The sequence below is a fragment of the Leptolyngbya sp. CALU 1928 genome (assembly GCF_056784215.1).
This window is the reverse complement of the sequence record NZ_JBXBCE010000020.1, coordinates 102,598-118,721: the sequence shown is the minus strand read 5'-3', so window position 1 is coordinate 118,721 and position 16,124 is coordinate 102,598. Positions and strand designations below refer to the sequence as shown.

Sequence of the window (16,124 nt, the reverse complement as noted above, 5' to 3'; positions counted from 1 at the left end):
ATGACAGGTACTTGGCGGGTGAGAACAGCATTTCAAACTGCCAATCGTTAGTCAAATCTCATGCGTCAAATCAAGCAATGAAAAAGACACTGGAGGATCACCCATGCGGGAACCCTCCAATGCTGGAAAACGAGTTGAAATAAATCAAGTCAGAGTGTACATGAAATCACGAGAGTTCGGCTTAACCCAAGCCGAGTCTGCTGCTGTGGCTGGCTTTTCAGAACGCAGCGGGACAACGAATTGAAGGGGGCGACTACCAGCCGAATCGGGGCAAAGCGCGGGGATGGCGAACCTGTGCTGACCCATTAGCCGAAAGTGTGGAGAGCGAACTGGAAGTCTGATGCCAAGGCCGCCCCCGCACTCAAGCCGATGACGTTGTATGAGTACTTGCAGCTGACCCTGCAAATATGGAACTCTTGTGGACGCTCCAACGGCGAAGTGGCAACCTGGAAAGCGTTGGACGGAACCTGCGCCAGAGGTGATGTTCGAGTTACGACGAACCCGGAACCACGGGGTTTTTCTGACTTCACCGAGTTAAAAGGAGTCGAGATCACCCTGAACGGAAAAGTGTTTGAATATTCTCATCATCACTATTGCTTAGGGTACAGCGGCTGGCAATACGCCCAAATCATCCAGGGTGGCGAGAGCTTTATCGCCCTGTCCGAAGGGTTGTAAAATGCCCTGTTTGCTTGTGGGGGTACGCCGAAACAGCATCGGACTGAGAGTCGGAGTGCGGCGTACCGGACGGGTGGCGTTCGCAACAAGCCCTGGACCTGAATGACACGACGACCTCTGCCATCACCACCGCATGCAACCGACCTGAACAACACCAGCATTGCCCACGAAAACGGTTCGTACGCCTTCGGCGGAGCGAAGCTCGAGCCAGCTCGACACGGACACTTGAAAAACCGGATTAAGCAAGCCCTGCTGCTGCGTGGCAGTTGTGAGTTCAGCAGCATTGCCGTATATCAGGTTGATCAATCAAGCGGTGATGGACTCAATGCCAAGCACAGCGAGAAGATTACAGCGGGAGAACTCATTCGCAACCACTGATCCCCCAAAGGACGCGTCGCAGACGATGAGTTCTTGACGGCAGGTGAGTTGTCACAGTACGATTGATGTGCGCTGCGTGTTGTACACGGTGCCTGCCCGCTTGATTGGACGGCAACTGGGGCTGCATCTGTATCACGACCGGATTGTGGGGTATCTACCAACAGCAGGCGGTTGCTATGCCTTCTCTCCGACCCGATGGCAAGGGCAAACGTCGCGCCCCTGCTGTATCAACTACCGCCATGTCGTTGAAGGACTGCGGCGCAAACCCCGCGCCTTGCATTGCAACACCTGGCAGAGGATGACTCCCCATGAGCAATGGCAAGGATTGTGGCACCAAAGCAAAGAATAATTGAGCTGAACCCTGGCGTGCTTTTGATAGTCGAGCTATACATTGCGGCTACCAAACCTGGGATCGTAGGTCGCAACAACATGATTCCACACTCAATTGTGCAAAAGACCCTGACCCTTGCTAGTTCTCAACAGCACTTTGGCTTACTTCCTCCGATGCAGGTGCCAGCGCTTGCTCCACCCCAACAGGATCTTTCCTCCTATGACCAACTCTTGCCCCCCCCCGCACCAGACCAGCCCTTACCAGAGTCGAGCCTGCACCTCAACCACTATCTCTCCCACATGCTGACCCATTGGGAAACCCTCGAAGCCAAAGCGATGCAGGAGGGCTGGTCCTTACGTGGAAGTTCTTGCTAGCTCTGTGCGAATTAGGTGGCGAATGGCGTTGGAGTGCCAGACTTCAACGGGCATTGAGTGTTCGCGTAGCGTGTGCGTAGCGTGTGCGTAGCACTCAGCCCAATTGCCCAACGCCAAAACCCTTGCCAATTTTGACTTTGCTCATTGCCTCGGAACCAATGCTGCACCCTTAATGAACTGGCAGACGATGCACCTGGCTGGAACGGGCGGAAAACGTGTTGCTCTTCTGTGCCAGTGGCGTCGGTAAACTCATCAGCAGGCAGCGGTTGCCCGACGCATGGTCGAGTGGGGTAAACGGGTCAAGTTCTACTTTGCCATTGCCCTGTGCAGCAGCTTACAGCAGGCAAAGTTGCAGTTGCAATTGCAGAGTGCGCTCAAAAAGCTTACCGCTTTGATCATCGGCACACTCGATGCAATGGGCTATAAACCAAGCCAGAAGCCGAATGAGTGCGCTGTTTGAGTTAATCGCTCATTGTTACGAGCGCAGGTGCTTGCTGATTACTGCCAATCAGCCCTTTAGCCAATGGTAAATGCGATTTTTAGTGACTCGATGATGACCGTCGCAGCGGTTGACCGTTTAGTGCATCATGCTTTGATTGTGGACATTCAAGCCGAGAGTTCCACCGTAGTACTCAACGGCAAAGTCGGCAAAGTCTACGCAGCACTCCAGCCTCAGCCCGTCTCCTGATCCCAGTCGTCATTTCTATTCCCAATCGTCACTTTGATCCTACTGTCATTTTTATATCCTTGCGATCACCCTACAGCGATTGTTTCTTTTCATGACTTTGTATTGCTAACTTGATGCAGCTTTAGTCAATGTTGGCTTTGATCTTTGCTTATTTGTAGTGCTCGATGAAGTTCTTGCGATCCCATGCACCCGTCAAGTAGTTGTCATTGGCAAGATGCTTGACATTTGAGACAACTCATTGCAAATACCGCCCCTCCTTTGCTTCAAGCCTTGAAAAAATTATGCCGCTAAATTCTCAATGTGACAGTTCAAAGGGCGGAATGTCGGTTCAAACGTCGATGTGGCATGCACTCTGAAACGTTTGAGCAGATGGTCGCAATACTGCATCCTGCTCAGGGTCGCAGGGGAAAACAGGGTGGACAGTGCAAATTAAGCGTAGAAGACCAACTGTTGGTCGTACTTGAATACTGGCGAGAATATCGGACTCAGTTCCACATCGCTACCACGTGGGGATTGAGCGAGTCTGCTGTCTGCCGATTGCTCCAAAAAGTTGAACAGATATTGATCAACTCCGACCCGTTTCGGCTACCGGGCAGAAAGCAACTTTACCAGAATGCCAATACTTGGAGTGTAGTGGCAGTTGATGTGACTAAAAGTCCAATTGAGCATCCCCAAAAAAACAGCGAGGTGACTACAGTGGCAAGAAAAAGCGGCATACTCTAAAAGCTCAAGGTAGTGTTCTAGACATGGGGGCACTATGGTCAAACCGCACGTCCAAATTCATAGCGATTGATAAACAATCCAATCACGACATCATGCAGCCATTGGGACTTGTAGAAGCAAATGGTTTTGCGAGCTAATCGCTTAATTCGAGTTCGCAAGGTTAAGTGTTTCTGCTCAATTCTCTGGGTGTTCCACTTGCCAACCCTATGCTGATCTTCATCGAGCAACCGGGCATACGCCCCCCAGCCATCGGTGTAAAACGTTTGAATGCCAAATGGCTCTAGCAATGCTTTCAACTCCACCAACGCTTGGTCTTTGTGGTCTGCTAGCACATAGACCAACACCTGTCCAGTTTGATGATCAATCGCATGCCACAACCAGCGCTGCTGCTTTTTGGATTGGACAAAACTCCACATTTCGTCTGCTTCAGCTTCTTCGACCTGTTTGACCATGGTGACAGCCGTTGGCTTGAGTTGTCCTAATAGCGCTTGATTCACCTGTTCAAGCTGACGATCTTTTTTTTAATGCTTCAATCACGGTTGTCGGGCTAATCTTGAGCACACGAGCCGTATCTCGAATCCCACTGCCGTTCATCGCCATGTCACAAATCTGTTGCTTCACGGCGGGTAAGTAACCACGGTAGGAATACTCCAAAACAAAGCTGTGACGAGTGCATTCAGAGTTGCGGCATTTATATCGTTGTTTGCCTGCGGCCGTCTTGCCGTATTTAACGAGGTCAAGACTGTTACAGGTGGGACATTTCACGGGTTCAAGTACCATCGCAGTAATTTCGGTGTTATCTAACGTTTGAGTTCTCTGATTCTCCCTCATCCTCATCCCCACGTCTAGAACACTACCGCGAGTCTGTTCAGCCGCCAAGAGATCAACGTTGAGCAGGGTACTGAGTAGTTTTGCCAATAGTTCCACTAAGGCAAGTTCGTCAGTAATTGACTCTACTTGAGGAGTAGGGTGAATGGCACAGAGGGTGCCAAACAAGGAGTCACTGCTATCGATTAAGGGAACTCCAATGTAGGCACCAATTTGAACTTGTCTACCAATGGGGGCGATCGCGTAAGCCGGAATCTCGTCCGAGCGTGGTGCAATCCGAGGACCATATCCCGCTACCATTTGACAGCAAAAGGAATCTGCCCAGCGAAACACATCACCTTCTTCCACGCCATATCCATGGTCACGTGCTTGCAAAACAATCCAGTCTTGCCCTTCAGTCCGAGTCACCATCCACAGATCAAATCCTATACAAGCATGGAGAAACCCCAAAACCGTACGAGCGGCAGAATCAAAATCTGAAAACGCTTGAGCATCAAGCATAGTTATTTAAGTTGTCTGGAGAGACATGAAGGATGCGGAGTTTAGCGGGTTCCAAGGTGCTGAAGTAAGGCTGTAGTCTATCGATAAATCTGCCGTAGCTTCAGTAGATTAATTTATTTATGAAAAAGATTAATTTGTTTATGATGTCTTTTGACAAAGAAAGCTTAGATGATCACGATATTGCTTTCCCGGCTTGAATGCCGGGTGTCTTGGCAGCCGAAATCCGAAAACCTAACTTCCCAAAACCTAACTTCCCAAAACCTAACTTCCCACTGTTTGCAATTCATCCAGTTTTTGTAAGACTTCCGCACTGTGAATCACCGGACGCACTTTGGTGAAGCTGGCACGCAAAACCCCATTTGGATCGATGAGGTAAGTGTTTCGCAAAGACATCGGTGCCAGCCAAGCGCCATAGGCTTTGCTGACCGCTCCATCTTCATCCGCTAGCAGGGGAAACTTCAAGCCTTCGGAATCGCAAAACTCGGTGTGAGAATCGACGGAATCGACGCTAATCCCTAAAATCTGAGTATTTTTGTCGATATATTTAGGCAGGTCTGCTTGAAATCGCTGTGCTTCCAGAGTGCAGCCTGAGGTGAAATCTTTGGGATAAAAGTAAGCGACTACCCATTTGCCGCGATAGTCTTTCAGCGAAATAGCGCGATCGCTGGTGTTACTGGGCAGTGAAAATTCTGGGGCGGCTTGGTTGAGCGGTGGCAATGGGCCACCCAAAGCATGAGCGGCACTGGCAGGACTCAAAACCATCATCAGTGTGAAACACAGCGCTAAAGCAGAAGAGAGCAGCGATCGCGCCATAGTTAAGTTACCGAAACTATCATTTAACATAAGTTTATAAGGCAAGTTGAATAATATTAATGAACTAGCCCTACTCTATTTTGCCAAAGCGCATTTGAGTTAGCTTTTTTTGGGCTTCTGGATCGAGACAGTGGGCTAAGAACCGTCCGCTTGCTTTCTGAGTCGATTTTTTCTGGCGTTTTACCTGAAGGGTAGCGGCATGAACATCCAAAGCAAGCTGCTCTACCGATATGCACTCTGCGCCATAGCCCACGACTGTAAGCCGCTGAGCGCGATCGGAGGTTGCTACAATCAAGCGCTGATGAAACTTGCGAACGTCATTTCGGAAAGCAGCGCAGGCTTTTTCAATAAAGGTGTCTGCGGTTTGTCCAAAATCGGTGTAGCAAACTGACAAATTGCTGGTGATCACTTCGCGAGTGCTGGGAATATCTCGATATTGAGCATCAAACACCAGCCGCGTGTCAAAATCTTGATAGGCGCTGTAGTTTGTCAATACTTCAATTAGCTGCCGCCGTGCTGCTTCTAGCCCATCGCGATCGCGTATTTGTTTTAACTCAGCCCAACTACCGACTACGTTGTAGCCGTCAACTAATAGAATCGCCAGCGGTGTGGAGCGCGGCATGGCAGCAAGTAAGAACGGGGTTAAGGTGTGCTGGGCATCACTTCAGTGTATCGCAATTTCGTCAGGTATCCGGTATCACAGGTAGCAGGTTTCAGGTGTCGGGTTTCAGGTGTCGGGTTTCAGGTTTCAGAAAGAAGTTTGGCGTTGCTGATTTAAGAGATGAATTTCGTAGGGACGTTTTGCGAAGCGCCCCTACAGTAAGGGGCAACATTTTCAAATCATCCCCAGATTCAGCAACACCAGAAGTTTTACATTCGTCATTCGCTATTCGTCATTTGGAATTTGCATCAAGCGATCGCGTAAACGCTGGGGATTGCCGTGATCAACCACTTTGCCACTTTCTAGCAAAAATGCGCCATCGCAATAGTCCAGTTCATCTAGGCGATGGGTAACCCACAAAGCCGTCAGCCCCCGCTCTTTGACTAAGCGCTGCACTTGGGCAACCAGTTCTCGCTGACTGTCGAGGTCGAGCAGGGCGGTGGGTTCGTCAAACAGCACCACGTCACATTGACGGGCGATCGCCCCCGCGATCGCCACTCGTTGCTTTTGTCCACCACTGAGGGCATAGATTGGACGCTGGATCAAAGGCTGCAAATTTACGGCAGTTAAGGCATCGTTGACTCGTTGCTTGACCTGCACGGCGGTCAACTGTTCTGATGCCAAGCCAAAAGCAACATCTGCCCCCACACTGGGCATCACCAGTTGATGATCGGGATTTTGAAACACAAATCCTAGTTTAGGTAGGGGTTTAATCAATCCCGATTCTGGTTGCAGCAACCCTGCCAATAGCTTTAACAGAGTTGATTTGCCACTACCGTTCGTGCCCAACAGCATCCAAAATTCACCTTTTGGCACCTCTAGGCAGCATCCATCTAGAACGATGCTGCCTGATCGCCAACGAAAGTGTAGATCTTGAACCTGAATCGCGATCGCGTCATTTATGGGAGCGATCGTCGTCATTCTGCCACTGAAAAGCTAAAGCCTGGGGGTTTGCCAGAAGAGGTGCCCGCACCCGATTTTTCGTATAGCTGCACGGCTGTAATCTCATTCCCAACAATGCTAATTTTCTTACCCGCTTGGTGTTCACACACTAACTCAATCAAGTGGTGTTCCCCAGACTTCATGGCTTCAATTACCTGCTGATAAGACGCTTCTGCATCTTCCACAGTTTTGCGCTGCACCGACAATGTAATCGGTGTACTCTTCAATGTGACATCAATAATAAACATGTAGCGTATCCGTACAAGAATCAAACAATTCAACCAAATCTAGTATCGCAAATCTCGTCCCAACTGTGCCGAACCCCCTAGAAACCAGGCAAGATGTTAAAGTCTGAGAACAGTCTTCTCACTGGCTCACCTTCACCCAACAATTCTTATATGTTAGAGCGTCCAATGGATCAAACCAGTGTCCTTTCAGATAGCCCTTTAGCCAGCGGCGATCGCGATGATCACAGCCTGTCCACTTCGGCAAAGGCATCATTGCATACTGTGTCTAACCCACTGGCATATACCGATTCTTTCGTCAGGCGGCACATTGGTTCAAACGACGCTGATATAGCTGAAATGTTGGCGCTACTGGGTTTTAGCGATTTAGAAGAATTGATCAGTGCAACAGTGCCCCAGTCGATTCGGATGAAAGCTGCGTTAAAACTAGAAGCTGAAAAAGGCGAGTATGAACTGTTGCAAGAACTGAAAGAAATTGCTCAAGAAAATCAGGTATTCCGCTCCTACATTGGCATGGGCTATCACAACTGCATCACCCCGCCCGTGATTCAGCGCAACATTTTAGAAAACCCCGGTTGGTATACCCAATACACGCCCTACCAGCCTGAAATTGCTCAGGGACGGTTGGAAGCGCTGCTTAACTTCCAGACGATGGTCACTGATTTGACTGGGCTACAAATTGCCAATGCCTCCCTGCTCGATGAAGGCACCGCCGCCGCAGAAGCCATGTCTATGAGCTATGGACTCTGTAAAACTGATGCCAAGACGTTTTGGGTGTCTCAAGCCTGCCATCCTCAAACGATCGCCGTGGTGCAAACTCGCGCCAAAGCATTGGGAATTGAGGTAATCATTGGCGATCACGAAACCTTCGAGTTTGACCCGCCGATTTTTGGCACGCTGCTGCAATATCCCGCTACCGACGGCACGATTTTTGATTATCACGAGTTTTGCGATCGCGCCCATACTGCGAAAGCTCTGGTTATCGTCGCCGCCGATTTGCTCAGCCTCACCCTGCTCAAGCCCCCCGGTGAATTTGGAGCCGACATTGCGGTCGGCAACACCCAGCGCTTTGGGGTGCCCTTGGGATACGGCGGACCTCACGCTGCCTACTTCGCGACGAAAGAAGCCTTCAAACGTCAATTGCCCGGTCGCTTAGTGGGCGTTTCCAAAGATGTGCATGGACAACTTGCACTGCGTCTGGCGCTGCAAACTCGCGAACAGCATATTCGGCGCGATAAAGCCACCAGCAACATTTGCACCGCTCAAGTGCTACTTGCCATCATGGCAGGGATGTACGCCGTCTATCACGGATCTGAAGGGCTACGAAACATTGGTGCGCGAGTTCACCACCTGACGATTCTGCTGGCAGAGGGGCTGAAGCGATTAGGCTACAAGCTCGACTCGGTCGCCTACTTTGATACGCTGCGAATCGACGTGGGTAAAGAACGCCTCACCGCTATCATCGCTCGTGCCCATTCTCATCACATCAATCTCCGTCAGTTAGATGACCAGACCCTTGGCATTTCCTTAGATGAAACCGTTTCTACGGATGATTTGCTTACGCTCTTCCAACTTTTTGCTGGGGGGCAGGGTGTTCATTTCACGCCGGAGGATCTGTTTCATTCGTCTTCGCTTCACGCCGTTGTTCCGCCTGCACTCCAGCGGACTACGCCCTATCTCACTCATGCCGTTTTTAATTCCTATCAGTCTGAAACTGAGCTACTGCGGTATATGTATCGCTTGCAAACCAAGGATTTATCCCTAGCAACGGCAATGATTCCCCTCGGTTCTTGCACCATGAAGCTGAATGCCACTTCCGAAATGCTGCCCGTGACTTGGGCAGAGTTTGGGCAAATTCATCCGTTCGCGCCAACGGATCAAACACGCGGATACCAAACGTTGTTTGATCAGCTAGAACATTGGTTGGCAGAAATTACGGGCTTTGCGAGCGTCTCCCTACAACCCAACGCAGGTTCTCAGGGCGAATATGCGGGCTTATTGGTGATTCGGCAGTACCACGAATCGCGGGAACAAGGACATCGGAATGTTTGCCTAATTCCTACATCGGCGCACGGCACTAACCCCGCGAGTGCAGTCATGGCAGGCATGAAGGTGGTGCCTGTGGCGTGTGACTCTGATGGCAACATCGATATCGCTGATTTGAAAGCAAAGGCGGAGCAGCATCAGGCAACCCTCTCAGCACTGATGGTCACCTACCCTTCGACCCATGGTGTATTTGAGGAAGGAATTCAGGAAATCTGCGCGATCGCCCATGCCAACGGCGGACAGGTTTATATGGATGGTGCCAATTTGAATGCTCAAGTGGGCATCTGCCGCCCCGGTGATTTTGGTGCCGATGTTTGCCATTTAAATCTACACAAAACCTTCTGCATCCCCCACGGCGGCGGCGGTCCCGGTATGGGTCCAATCGGCGTGGCAAAACATCTAGTGCCATTTCTGCCCAATCATCCAATTATTCAGGTGGGCGGAAAACAGGGCATTGGCGCAGTTTCAGCCGCACCCTGGGGTAGTCCTAGCATTCTGCCGATCTCCTGGGTTTATATTGCGGCTATGGGGGCAGAAGGGTTGACTAAAGCCACCCAGGTCGCCATTCTCAGCGCTAACTACATTGCCAAGCGCCTTGAAGGACACTACTCGGTTCTATACAAGGGCAAACAGGGCTTCGTCGCTCACGAATGTATTCTTGACCTGCGCCAGTTTAAGAAAACAGCGGATATTGATGTTGATGATATCGCCAAACGCCTAATTGATTATGGCTTTCACCCACCGACGGTGTCGTGGCCCGTGGCAGGGACGATTATGGTGGAACCGACGGAGAGCGAATCAAAGGCAGAACTCGATCGCTTCTGTGATGCGATGATCGCCATCCGTGAGGAAATTCGTGCCATTGAAGACGGTAGCAGCGATCGCCAGAATAACTTGCTGAAAAACGCGCCTCACACTGCGGTTTCTTTAACTGAAGAGTGGAACCATCCCTACTCACGTCAGCAGGCAGTTTACCCCACCCAATGGACGCGAGATCACAAGTTTTGGGCATCCGTGGGGCGGATTGATCAGGCATACGGCGATCGCAACCTAGTTTGCACCTGCCCACCCATGGAATCCTATCAGTCCTCCGACTCAACTACTCTGGACTGAAAGTCCAAAGGTTAGAAAGGGACTGAAAGTCCTGAACCCTGGCTTCGTTGCTATCACTACTAGGTACCTTTCTCAAATGCTTGATTGCTAAACGAGACCGGAAACTGCTGTGGATTTAGGGCAACACCCGGTGCATCGTTCTGAGGCTGCCCGTCAGTAGCTACAGGAGCATCATCAAGACAAAATTGAGATGCCTTTCTTGCCCACTGACTCGCCTCAGTTAAATCCATCTGGGTATCTCAATTGCGATGTTAAGCAAGGATGGTACTTGAAACCACCGACGCGCAACTTGGCTCAGTTAAAAGGACGGCTTCGGTTGCATCTGTTCAAACTGCAAAAGTCAAACTGCAAAAGTGACCGACTTGCATCGTCAAGCATTTTCAGCATCCTTTCATTGCTTAGGCTGCTTGAACAAATGCCGTCTCAATTGTTGCCGGGTTAATAGTACTGCATCAATTAGCAAGACTCAATGCCGACCCGTGTGGAACGGAAACGAAAGATCAACTAGCCGCCGTAAATCTCTAATGCGATCGCCTAGATGCTACTGTAGTGCTTTTTTGGGATAATCACAAACCTATCAACCAATAGGAAGATTCATCGTCCTATATAAGAAAGAAGTTTTCAGCCTCTAGACTGATGAAGTGAATGGTCTATTTCAGCTAAAAAAGAGTGTGAACATTAAATGAAATACATCACACCTTTTTCACGACGACTAGAGAAAGCTAGTAATCCTTAGCAAGGAAAGCTGAAGATGAAAAAATCTTCTGACTAGCTTACTTTTGCCTCTAATCAGGTTTGATTTGTTTGTAAAAATGCCACCTATATCCATTGGAGAAACTATCATGAACTTTATCCGTACTCGACTAGCTCAATCTATTCGCACTATATTAGTTGCATTCGCTTGTACAATTTTAATCTTTTCAGCTACTTCTCCAGCCTTGGCAGGTGGCAAAACCGCCCCTACCAATCTTACAAAAGGGGAAGCTCCTTTGAGTGACATTATCGATAAATCACAGAATGTTATTCAAAATGGAATTCCGTCTATGGAGAAAGTTCAGAACGAAGCCAACAAAGGGATTAATGAAGTACAAGGTAGCGCTGATAGTGACAAAATGAGCCGTTCTGATAACTCGCGCAAAGCGGTTTCAATTGAAGAGCGGATTAAGACGGGTCTAGAAAAAGCTGAAGGAAAAAACTAATTGAATAATCAAAAAGCAAAATGAATAGTTAATCTATTAACGCTTAACTTATTCAGGTTAAATTTTTCAGCTACAGATACTTTCGCTATCTGTAGCTTTTTGGTTTCCGCACTAACCAATCTAGTTTATTTATATAGTTCTATATCATTTGCTAGATTGAGTTTCCACGAGTCAAAAATCAATTTTATAAGAGTTTTCTAGAGTGGCTGAATGGCATGATATTAAAACAGTCAAAAAACAGTCAATAATTAAAAGGCTTTAATTTTATAAAAAAGCATGTTCTTTACGATCGCTCTTTCAAACAGTGATGAATCCCTTGTAGCTCTACCAAAATCGCTTCCAGCAATTCCTGAGTTTGATTCTTGGGCATTTCCCGCACTTCGATCGTCACTTGCTTAATCCTGAGGACATCTTTCGCAAACCGGGCAACTTCATTTGGGTGAAACAGCAGCAAGTCATTTTCATCCTTGCGAAACTCTGGATTTAGGCGTTTTTTATCATAAGAAGGATTGGGATTCATTGCATCAGTATTAGCATAGCGATAAACAGAAGCTCTAGAACGATTCAACGCTCTTTGCACCGCTTCAATATCCATCAGCCCACTTTGCTGCGTTCCCACTTCAAAATTCATAGTTTTTTCAAACATCAAGACTAGACTCACAAATCTTAACACAAGACTCTTGAGCGGTTACGGAAAAATTAGAGCTTGAATAATGTCTACTGTAACCACAATCCCCAAACTGCCTAGTAAGAGACATAGAATGCCAAACAGAGGATTGAGGTGTAACAGATAGGTTGAAACACAACATAATCCAGCGGTTAGCAAAAACAGCATAATTCCTGAGAAAGCAGCTTGAAAGCATCCCACTAAACGATTTAACCTAGTAGATGGTCGGACAAATTCTTGATATTCTCCAGCATAGGGCTGATTGGAGCGATCGCACTTTCTATCGAGTTTCAAGCGGGTCTAGCCAGCGTAGAATGGTGCGTTCCAACTGGTGGAGTTCTCGATAGGTTTCCTGCCGCATCCATTGGGCGATCGCATCCCATGGCGCAAAACTCTCTCCCGCTTGCCAGTTTACGTCAGAACCTAGCGGCGTTAAATGGCTTCCTGTAAGCTTTTGTACCGTCACCATCGCTGGAAATCGCAGTTGCAGAATCTCCGTTAATCCTCTCGTTTGATCAATCGTGTCATTGCTAAACTTCACCAGCAGATTGCGCGGCACTTGATAGCGCTCGGAAATAATTTGATTAGTTTCCAGCGGCGAGGGGGTAAACTCAACAGTGAAATTCGACGAAAGATCTGAAAAGGCGGAGCCAAACTGAGCGAGAACCGAAGTCACTTGCTCAACCATCGGCACTGCGTCCCGTGCAGCATAATTATTAAAGGAAATCAGGATATTTCCGGCTCGTTCCACTTTATAGAGGCTACCAATCAGCAGATGTAGCTTGCAGCCCATGCTGTGACCCATGCCATAAATAGGCAGATAGCGACTGCGAAAACGGGTTTCACTCAGCGCTTCCACGGCTCGATTAAAGTTGCGATAGACCGTTTGAGCGATCGCGGCATGGTCAAATGTATTAACAAACGGAGTAGCGACCACGGCGTACCCCCCTGCTGCTAATCGCTCCAACAAGCGTCGATAGGTCACTTGTGGAGCGGTTGCCACAAATGCGCCACCGAGAAAATGAATGATTGCGGCGGGACGATCGGGAATCAACACCCAATTGCCATAAAGTTCTTGCCAGTCCATTAAATCCAGAAGATAGGGAACAAAACACAGGGAACATACATAGCCCCCCTACTCATTTTGCCGCGCAAATCGAGGGAATAGGTTAATCAAGCGATGATAAGCGGCTTTCAACTCAGGCTCGCTATCTCAAACCAGAAACCCAAAACCTGACTACAGAACAGCAGATCTTAAGCGTGCGATCGGAAGGTACAGCAGCTTTTTGTAAGCTGGAACATACGCACGTTTACGAAACACATCGTAGTCATTCTGCTCAATCACGTTCAAAATACCGCTGTAAAGCATCAGCGCCGCCCACACTGGAAAACGGGCATCGGGGCTAAGGGTGCTGATGCCCGATTCTGCCGATATGTAAACATTGCGTGCTCGTTGAATTTGAAACCGCATCAGTTCGCGCCACCGTTCGTCCACAACTTGATTCATTAAATCAGCTTCGGTGTAGTTGAACAGGGCAAGATCTTCTAATGGCAGATAAATCCGTCCACGACGGGCATCTTCACCCACATCCCGCAAAATGTTAACCAGTTGATTGGCAATTCCTAGGGCGATCGCTTGCTCGGTCGGATCAATGGTGTTTTTCTGATAGGAATCCCAGGGTGTCGTGCGTCGGGAATCATCAATTCCCATGACTGGAGTCGTCATCAAGCCAACCGTTCCTGCAACCCGGTAACAGTAAAGATTCAGTTCTTCAAAGGTTTCATAGCGAGAGCGATAAAGATCCATTCGCTGCCCTGCAATCATGTCTCGAAAGGGCTGTATATCGAGCGGAAATCGGCTCAGAGCATCGATCAGTGCAACATCCAGATCGTCAATGGGATGCCCCGCAAAGATAGACTCTAGCTCTTGCTCCCAATCGTCTAGGGTTTCATCGGTAGTGAAATCAGCGCGAGGCCCGTCTACCAACTCATCAGTACGACGGCACCACACATAAATCGCCCAAATCGCTCGACGTTTCTCTTCCGGCATCAACATCGTGCCTAGATAAAACGTTTTGGAATACTTCGCCGTGATTTGGCGACACATTTCATAGGAATCCTCAAGGGATGCCAGGGATTTGACGCGAGAATAGTCAGGCAGTTTCAGCATGTCCCTAGGAACGCTCGACGAACATTGCAGGTTAAGGCGGTTCAAAGATAGAGGTACTCCTACGGAAAGAGAGCATTTATCATCTATTTCAGCCAGTTATATACTCTTAACACGGGTTTTTATCAAGAGTTTTGAGAAGGCTGTAAGGATCAACCGAGTCTAGTGAGCATTTCTTGAAAACTAAACGTTAACAAGGGGCTTTTCAGCAGCATTGCCGCCACTAGAAACATCAGTTGCATGTAGACCGCCTGCGATCGCCTGCGCTGACAGCTTACCAGAAAGTACGGCACCTTCCATACTGCCTAGATATCGTTGCAGGGTATAGCTACCTGCTAAATAGAAATTGGCAATGGGAGTTACTTGGGTCGGTCGATAGGCTTGTCGCCCAGGAACTGCCGTGTAGACTGAGCGCGGCGTTTTCACCACTTTCGATTTCACCAACTGGGCAGGATTTTTGCCATTCAAATGATTGGGAAAAACTTTTTTTAATTCATCCATCGCTGCCGCAATAATTTCTTCGTCTGATTTATCAATCCAGTCTTTTGCCGGAGCCAGCACCAGTTCTAACATGGAGCGGTCAGGATTTTCGTATTCCCGACAGGTATTACTCATGTCGGCATAGACGCTGAGCAGATCGGAACGAGAAAACAATAGTTGATCCACATCAGTGAGTTTGCGATCGAACCAAAGATGCAAATTAATCACCGGAACCCCTTCCAGACCATTGAGTTTCTGAAAAAAGGGCATTGCCGCCCAAGGTTTCGGCATCAACACTTTCATCACATCCACCGACATTGCCGACACATAAGCATCAGCTGTCAAATCTTCATCAGGCGCACCCTCTAACCCTCGAATCACAAAGCGGTTAACCGTGCCATCAGCATTTAACGCAATTTCTTTTAAGGGAGCATTGAGTCGAACTTCACCGCCGCCTTGGGTAATGTAATCCACGATGGGTTGACAGAGCCGCTCAGTCGGTGAGCCATCTAAAAAAGCAATTTTAGAACCATAACGCTCTTGCAAAAAGCGATTCAGCGCAGTCAGCAAAATGGTGGACGACACCTCATCCGGATTGATGAATGTCAAGGCTTTACTCGCTGCAATAAAAATGTCAGTGTCAACTCCTTCATCAATTCCTTGCAGGCGTAGCCATTCAGACATGGTGTACTTGTCCATATCTTCCACGTACTGCTGTCCGCGCACCACAGCCGGAATTAGCCCGATCGCGAATCGAATTTTTTGCTGCCAAGTAAGCAGATCGTTGTTCCGCAGGATGGAAACGATGACATTAAAAGGCGCGGGAATATCCGGAACATTGAAATAGGATAGTACGCCAGTTTCAGGCAAGTTGAAAATAAGCTGATGTTTTTTCCACTGCAAGCGATCAGAAATTCCTAGCTCGTCAAGCAGTTGCAGCATGTTTGGGTAAGCGCCAAAAAAAGCATGAAGTCCAGTTTCGTACCAGTCTCCATCTTCGTCTTTCCACGCTGCGACTAATCCGCCTAAAACATCACGGCTCTCCAACACAATCGGTGTATGACCCGCATCTACTAAGTACTTTGCACAGGCTAACCCTGCTAGTCCGCCTCCAGCGATCGCAACACGCATGTAGTCTCTTCACAGCCTCTTTAGAGTTGACATGACCCTCATTATACGTTGCAAACCGTTACAATTCGAGAGTCGAACAAGATTCCGGCATAAAATAACGATTTTTTAGTTTAAGGAACGTTGTAATAGTACTATTATACTTTAATCAGAAATCCTCACTAT

Annotated in this window: 21 protein-coding genes and 1 pseudogene; 10 read left to right on the top strand and 12 right to left on the bottom strand. The window is 48.4% G+C overall.

Translation table 11 applies throughout. The annotated features are described in order from the left end of the window. The first annotated feature begins 103 nt into the window (after nt 1-103). The 8 genes from AC1S5B_RS27635 to AC1S5B_RS27600 all read left to right on the top strand — a co-directional run bounded on the left by AC1S5B_RS27635 (nt 104) and on the right by AC1S5B_RS27600 (nt 3,169). A complete protein-coding gene (locus AC1S5B_RS27635; RefSeq protein WP_482038866.1) occupies nt 104-244 on the top strand; it encodes a hypothetical protein in 141 nt (46 codons plus the stop codon). A gap of 125 nt (nt 245-369) precedes the next feature. Continuing rightward, on the top strand, nt 370-675 hold the full coding sequence (locus AC1S5B_RS27630) for a hypothetical protein (protein ID WP_482038865.1): 306 nt from the start codon (nt 370-372) through the stop codon (nt 673-675). Between the two features lie 102 nt (nt 676-777). Continuing rightward, nucleotides 778-1,053, top strand: coding sequence for a hypothetical protein (locus AC1S5B_RS27625; RefSeq protein ID WP_482038864.1), 276 nt, complete (start codon nt 778-780; stop codon nt 1,051-1,053). A gap of 43 nt (nt 1,054-1,096) precedes the next feature. Then, nucleotides 1,097-1,402, top strand: coding sequence for a hypothetical protein (locus AC1S5B_RS27620; RefSeq protein WP_482038863.1), 306 nt, complete (start codon nt 1,097-1,099; stop codon nt 1,400-1,402). Between the two features lie 80 nt (nt 1,403-1,482). Next, on the top strand, nt 1,483-1,758 hold the full coding sequence (locus AC1S5B_RS27615; RefSeq protein ID WP_482038862.1) for a hypothetical protein: 276 nt from the start codon (nt 1,483-1,485) through the stop codon (nt 1,756-1,758). 277 nt (nt 1,759-2,035) lie between these two features. Then, entirely contained in the window at nt 2,036-2,218 is a 183-nt protein-coding gene (locus AC1S5B_RS27610; protein ID WP_482038861.1) for a hypothetical protein, read from the top strand. A gap of 63 nt (nt 2,219-2,281) precedes the next feature. Further along, entirely contained in the window at nt 2,282-2,446 is a 165-nt protein-coding gene (locus AC1S5B_RS27605) for an ATP-binding protein (RefSeq protein ID WP_482038860.1), read from the top strand. 369 nt (nt 2,447-2,815) lie between these two features. Further along, the gene (locus AC1S5B_RS27600; protein WP_482038859.1) at nt 2,816-3,169 is read left to right on the top strand and encodes a transposase family protein; all 354 of its coding nucleotides are present in this window, start codon (nt 2,816-2,818) and stop codon (nt 3,167-3,169) included. Nucleotides 3,170-3,207: 38 nt separating this feature from the next. On the opposite strand, the gene AC1S5B_RS27595 is transcribed toward AC1S5B_RS27600, so the two are convergent. The 6 genes and pseudogenes from AC1S5B_RS27595 to AC1S5B_RS27570 all read right to left on the bottom strand — a co-directional run bounded on the left by AC1S5B_RS27595 (nt 3,208) and on the right by AC1S5B_RS27570 (nt 7,162). Next, a protein-coding gene (locus AC1S5B_RS27595) for an IS1 family transposase (protein ID WP_482039016.1) occupies nt 3,208-3,949 on the bottom strand; the annotation gives its coding sequence in 2 pieces (ribosomal slippage) (nt 3,208-3,690 and nt 3,692-3,949; 741 coding nt in all). A gap of 129 nt (nt 3,950-4,078) precedes the next feature. Then, nucleotides 4,079-4,498: pseudogene (locus AC1S5B_RS27590) on the bottom strand (GAF domain-containing protein); the annotation flags it as partial. Between the two features lie 261 nt (nt 4,499-4,759). Next, complete coding sequence (locus AC1S5B_RS27585; protein WP_482038858.1) at nt 4,760-5,341, bottom strand: peroxiredoxin; 582 nt, start codon at nt 5,339-5,341, stop codon at nt 4,760-4,762. Between the two features lie 40 nt (nt 5,342-5,381). Further along, a complete protein-coding gene (locus tag AC1S5B_RS27580; RefSeq protein WP_482038857.1) occupies nt 5,382-5,933 on the bottom strand; it encodes an NYN domain-containing protein in 552 nt (183 codons plus the stop codon). 264 nt (nt 5,934-6,197) lie between these two features. After that, nucleotides 6,198-6,893, bottom strand: coding sequence for an energy-coupling factor ABC transporter ATP-binding protein (locus AC1S5B_RS27575; protein WP_482038856.1), 696 nt, complete (start codon nt 6,891-6,893; stop codon nt 6,198-6,200). After that, entirely contained in the window at nt 6,890-7,162 is a 273-nt protein-coding gene (locus tag AC1S5B_RS27570) for a UPF0367 protein family (protein ID WP_482038855.1), read from the bottom strand. Before AC1S5B_RS27570 ends, AC1S5B_RS27575 begins: the two co-directional genes overlap by 4 nt. 150 nt (nt 7,163-7,312) lie before the next feature. Between AC1S5B_RS27570 and gcvP the strand changes: the two genes are divergently transcribed. Next, nucleotides 7,313-10,318, top strand: coding sequence for an aminomethyl-transferring glycine dehydrogenase (gene gcvP / locus AC1S5B_RS27565; RefSeq protein ID WP_482038854.1), 3,006 nt, complete (start codon nt 7,313-7,315; stop codon nt 10,316-10,318). Between the two features lie 59 nt (nt 10,319-10,377). On the opposite strand, the gene AC1S5B_RS27560 is transcribed toward gcvP, so the two are convergent. Beyond that, on the bottom strand, nt 10,378-10,548 hold the full coding sequence (locus AC1S5B_RS27560; protein WP_482038853.1) for a hypothetical protein: 171 nt from the start codon (nt 10,546-10,548) through the stop codon (nt 10,378-10,380). 612 nt (nt 10,549-11,160) lie between these two features. Between AC1S5B_RS27560 and AC1S5B_RS27555 the strand changes: the two genes are divergently transcribed. Then, nucleotides 11,161-11,517, top strand: coding sequence for a hypothetical protein (locus AC1S5B_RS27555; RefSeq protein ID WP_482038852.1), 357 nt, complete (start codon nt 11,161-11,163; stop codon nt 11,515-11,517). 283 nt (nt 11,518-11,800) lie between these two features. Here the strand turns inward: AC1S5B_RS27555 and AC1S5B_RS27550 are convergent, their stop codons facing one another. From AC1S5B_RS27550 to pds, 5 genes are all read right to left on the bottom strand, one after another. Beyond that, nucleotides 11,801-12,148 carry a resolvase gene (locus tag AC1S5B_RS27550; protein ID WP_482038851.1) on the bottom strand — a complete coding sequence of 116 codons (348 nt, stop codon included), beginning with the start codon at nt 12,146-12,148 and terminating at the stop codon, nt 11,801-11,803. A 57-nt stretch (nt 12,149-12,205) separates the two neighbouring features. Further along, nucleotides 12,206-12,478: a hypothetical protein gene (locus AC1S5B_RS27545; protein ID WP_482038850.1), complete on the bottom strand. Its 273-nt coding sequence runs from the start codon at nt 12,476-12,478 to the stop codon at nt 12,206-12,208. Then, nucleotides 12,465-13,271 carry a DUF1350 family protein gene (locus AC1S5B_RS27540; RefSeq protein ID WP_482038849.1) on the bottom strand — a complete coding sequence of 269 codons (807 nt, stop codon included), beginning with the start codon at nt 13,269-13,271 and terminating at the stop codon, nt 12,465-12,467. Before AC1S5B_RS27540 ends, AC1S5B_RS27545 begins: the two co-directional genes overlap by 14 nt. Nucleotides 13,272-13,421: 150 nt before the next feature. Continuing rightward, nucleotides 13,422-14,354, bottom strand: a complete 933-nt coding sequence (gene crtB, locus AC1S5B_RS27535; RefSeq protein ID WP_482038848.1) for a 15-cis-phytoene synthase CrtB — start codon at nt 14,352-14,354, stop codon at nt 13,422-13,424. Nucleotides 14,355-14,534: 180 nt separating this feature from the next. Further along, on the bottom strand, nt 14,535-15,962 hold the full coding sequence (gene pds / locus AC1S5B_RS27530) for a 15-cis-phytoene desaturase (protein ID WP_482038847.1): 1,428 nt from the start codon (nt 15,960-15,962) through the stop codon (nt 14,535-14,537). Nucleotides 15,963-16,124: the final 162 nt, after the last annotated feature.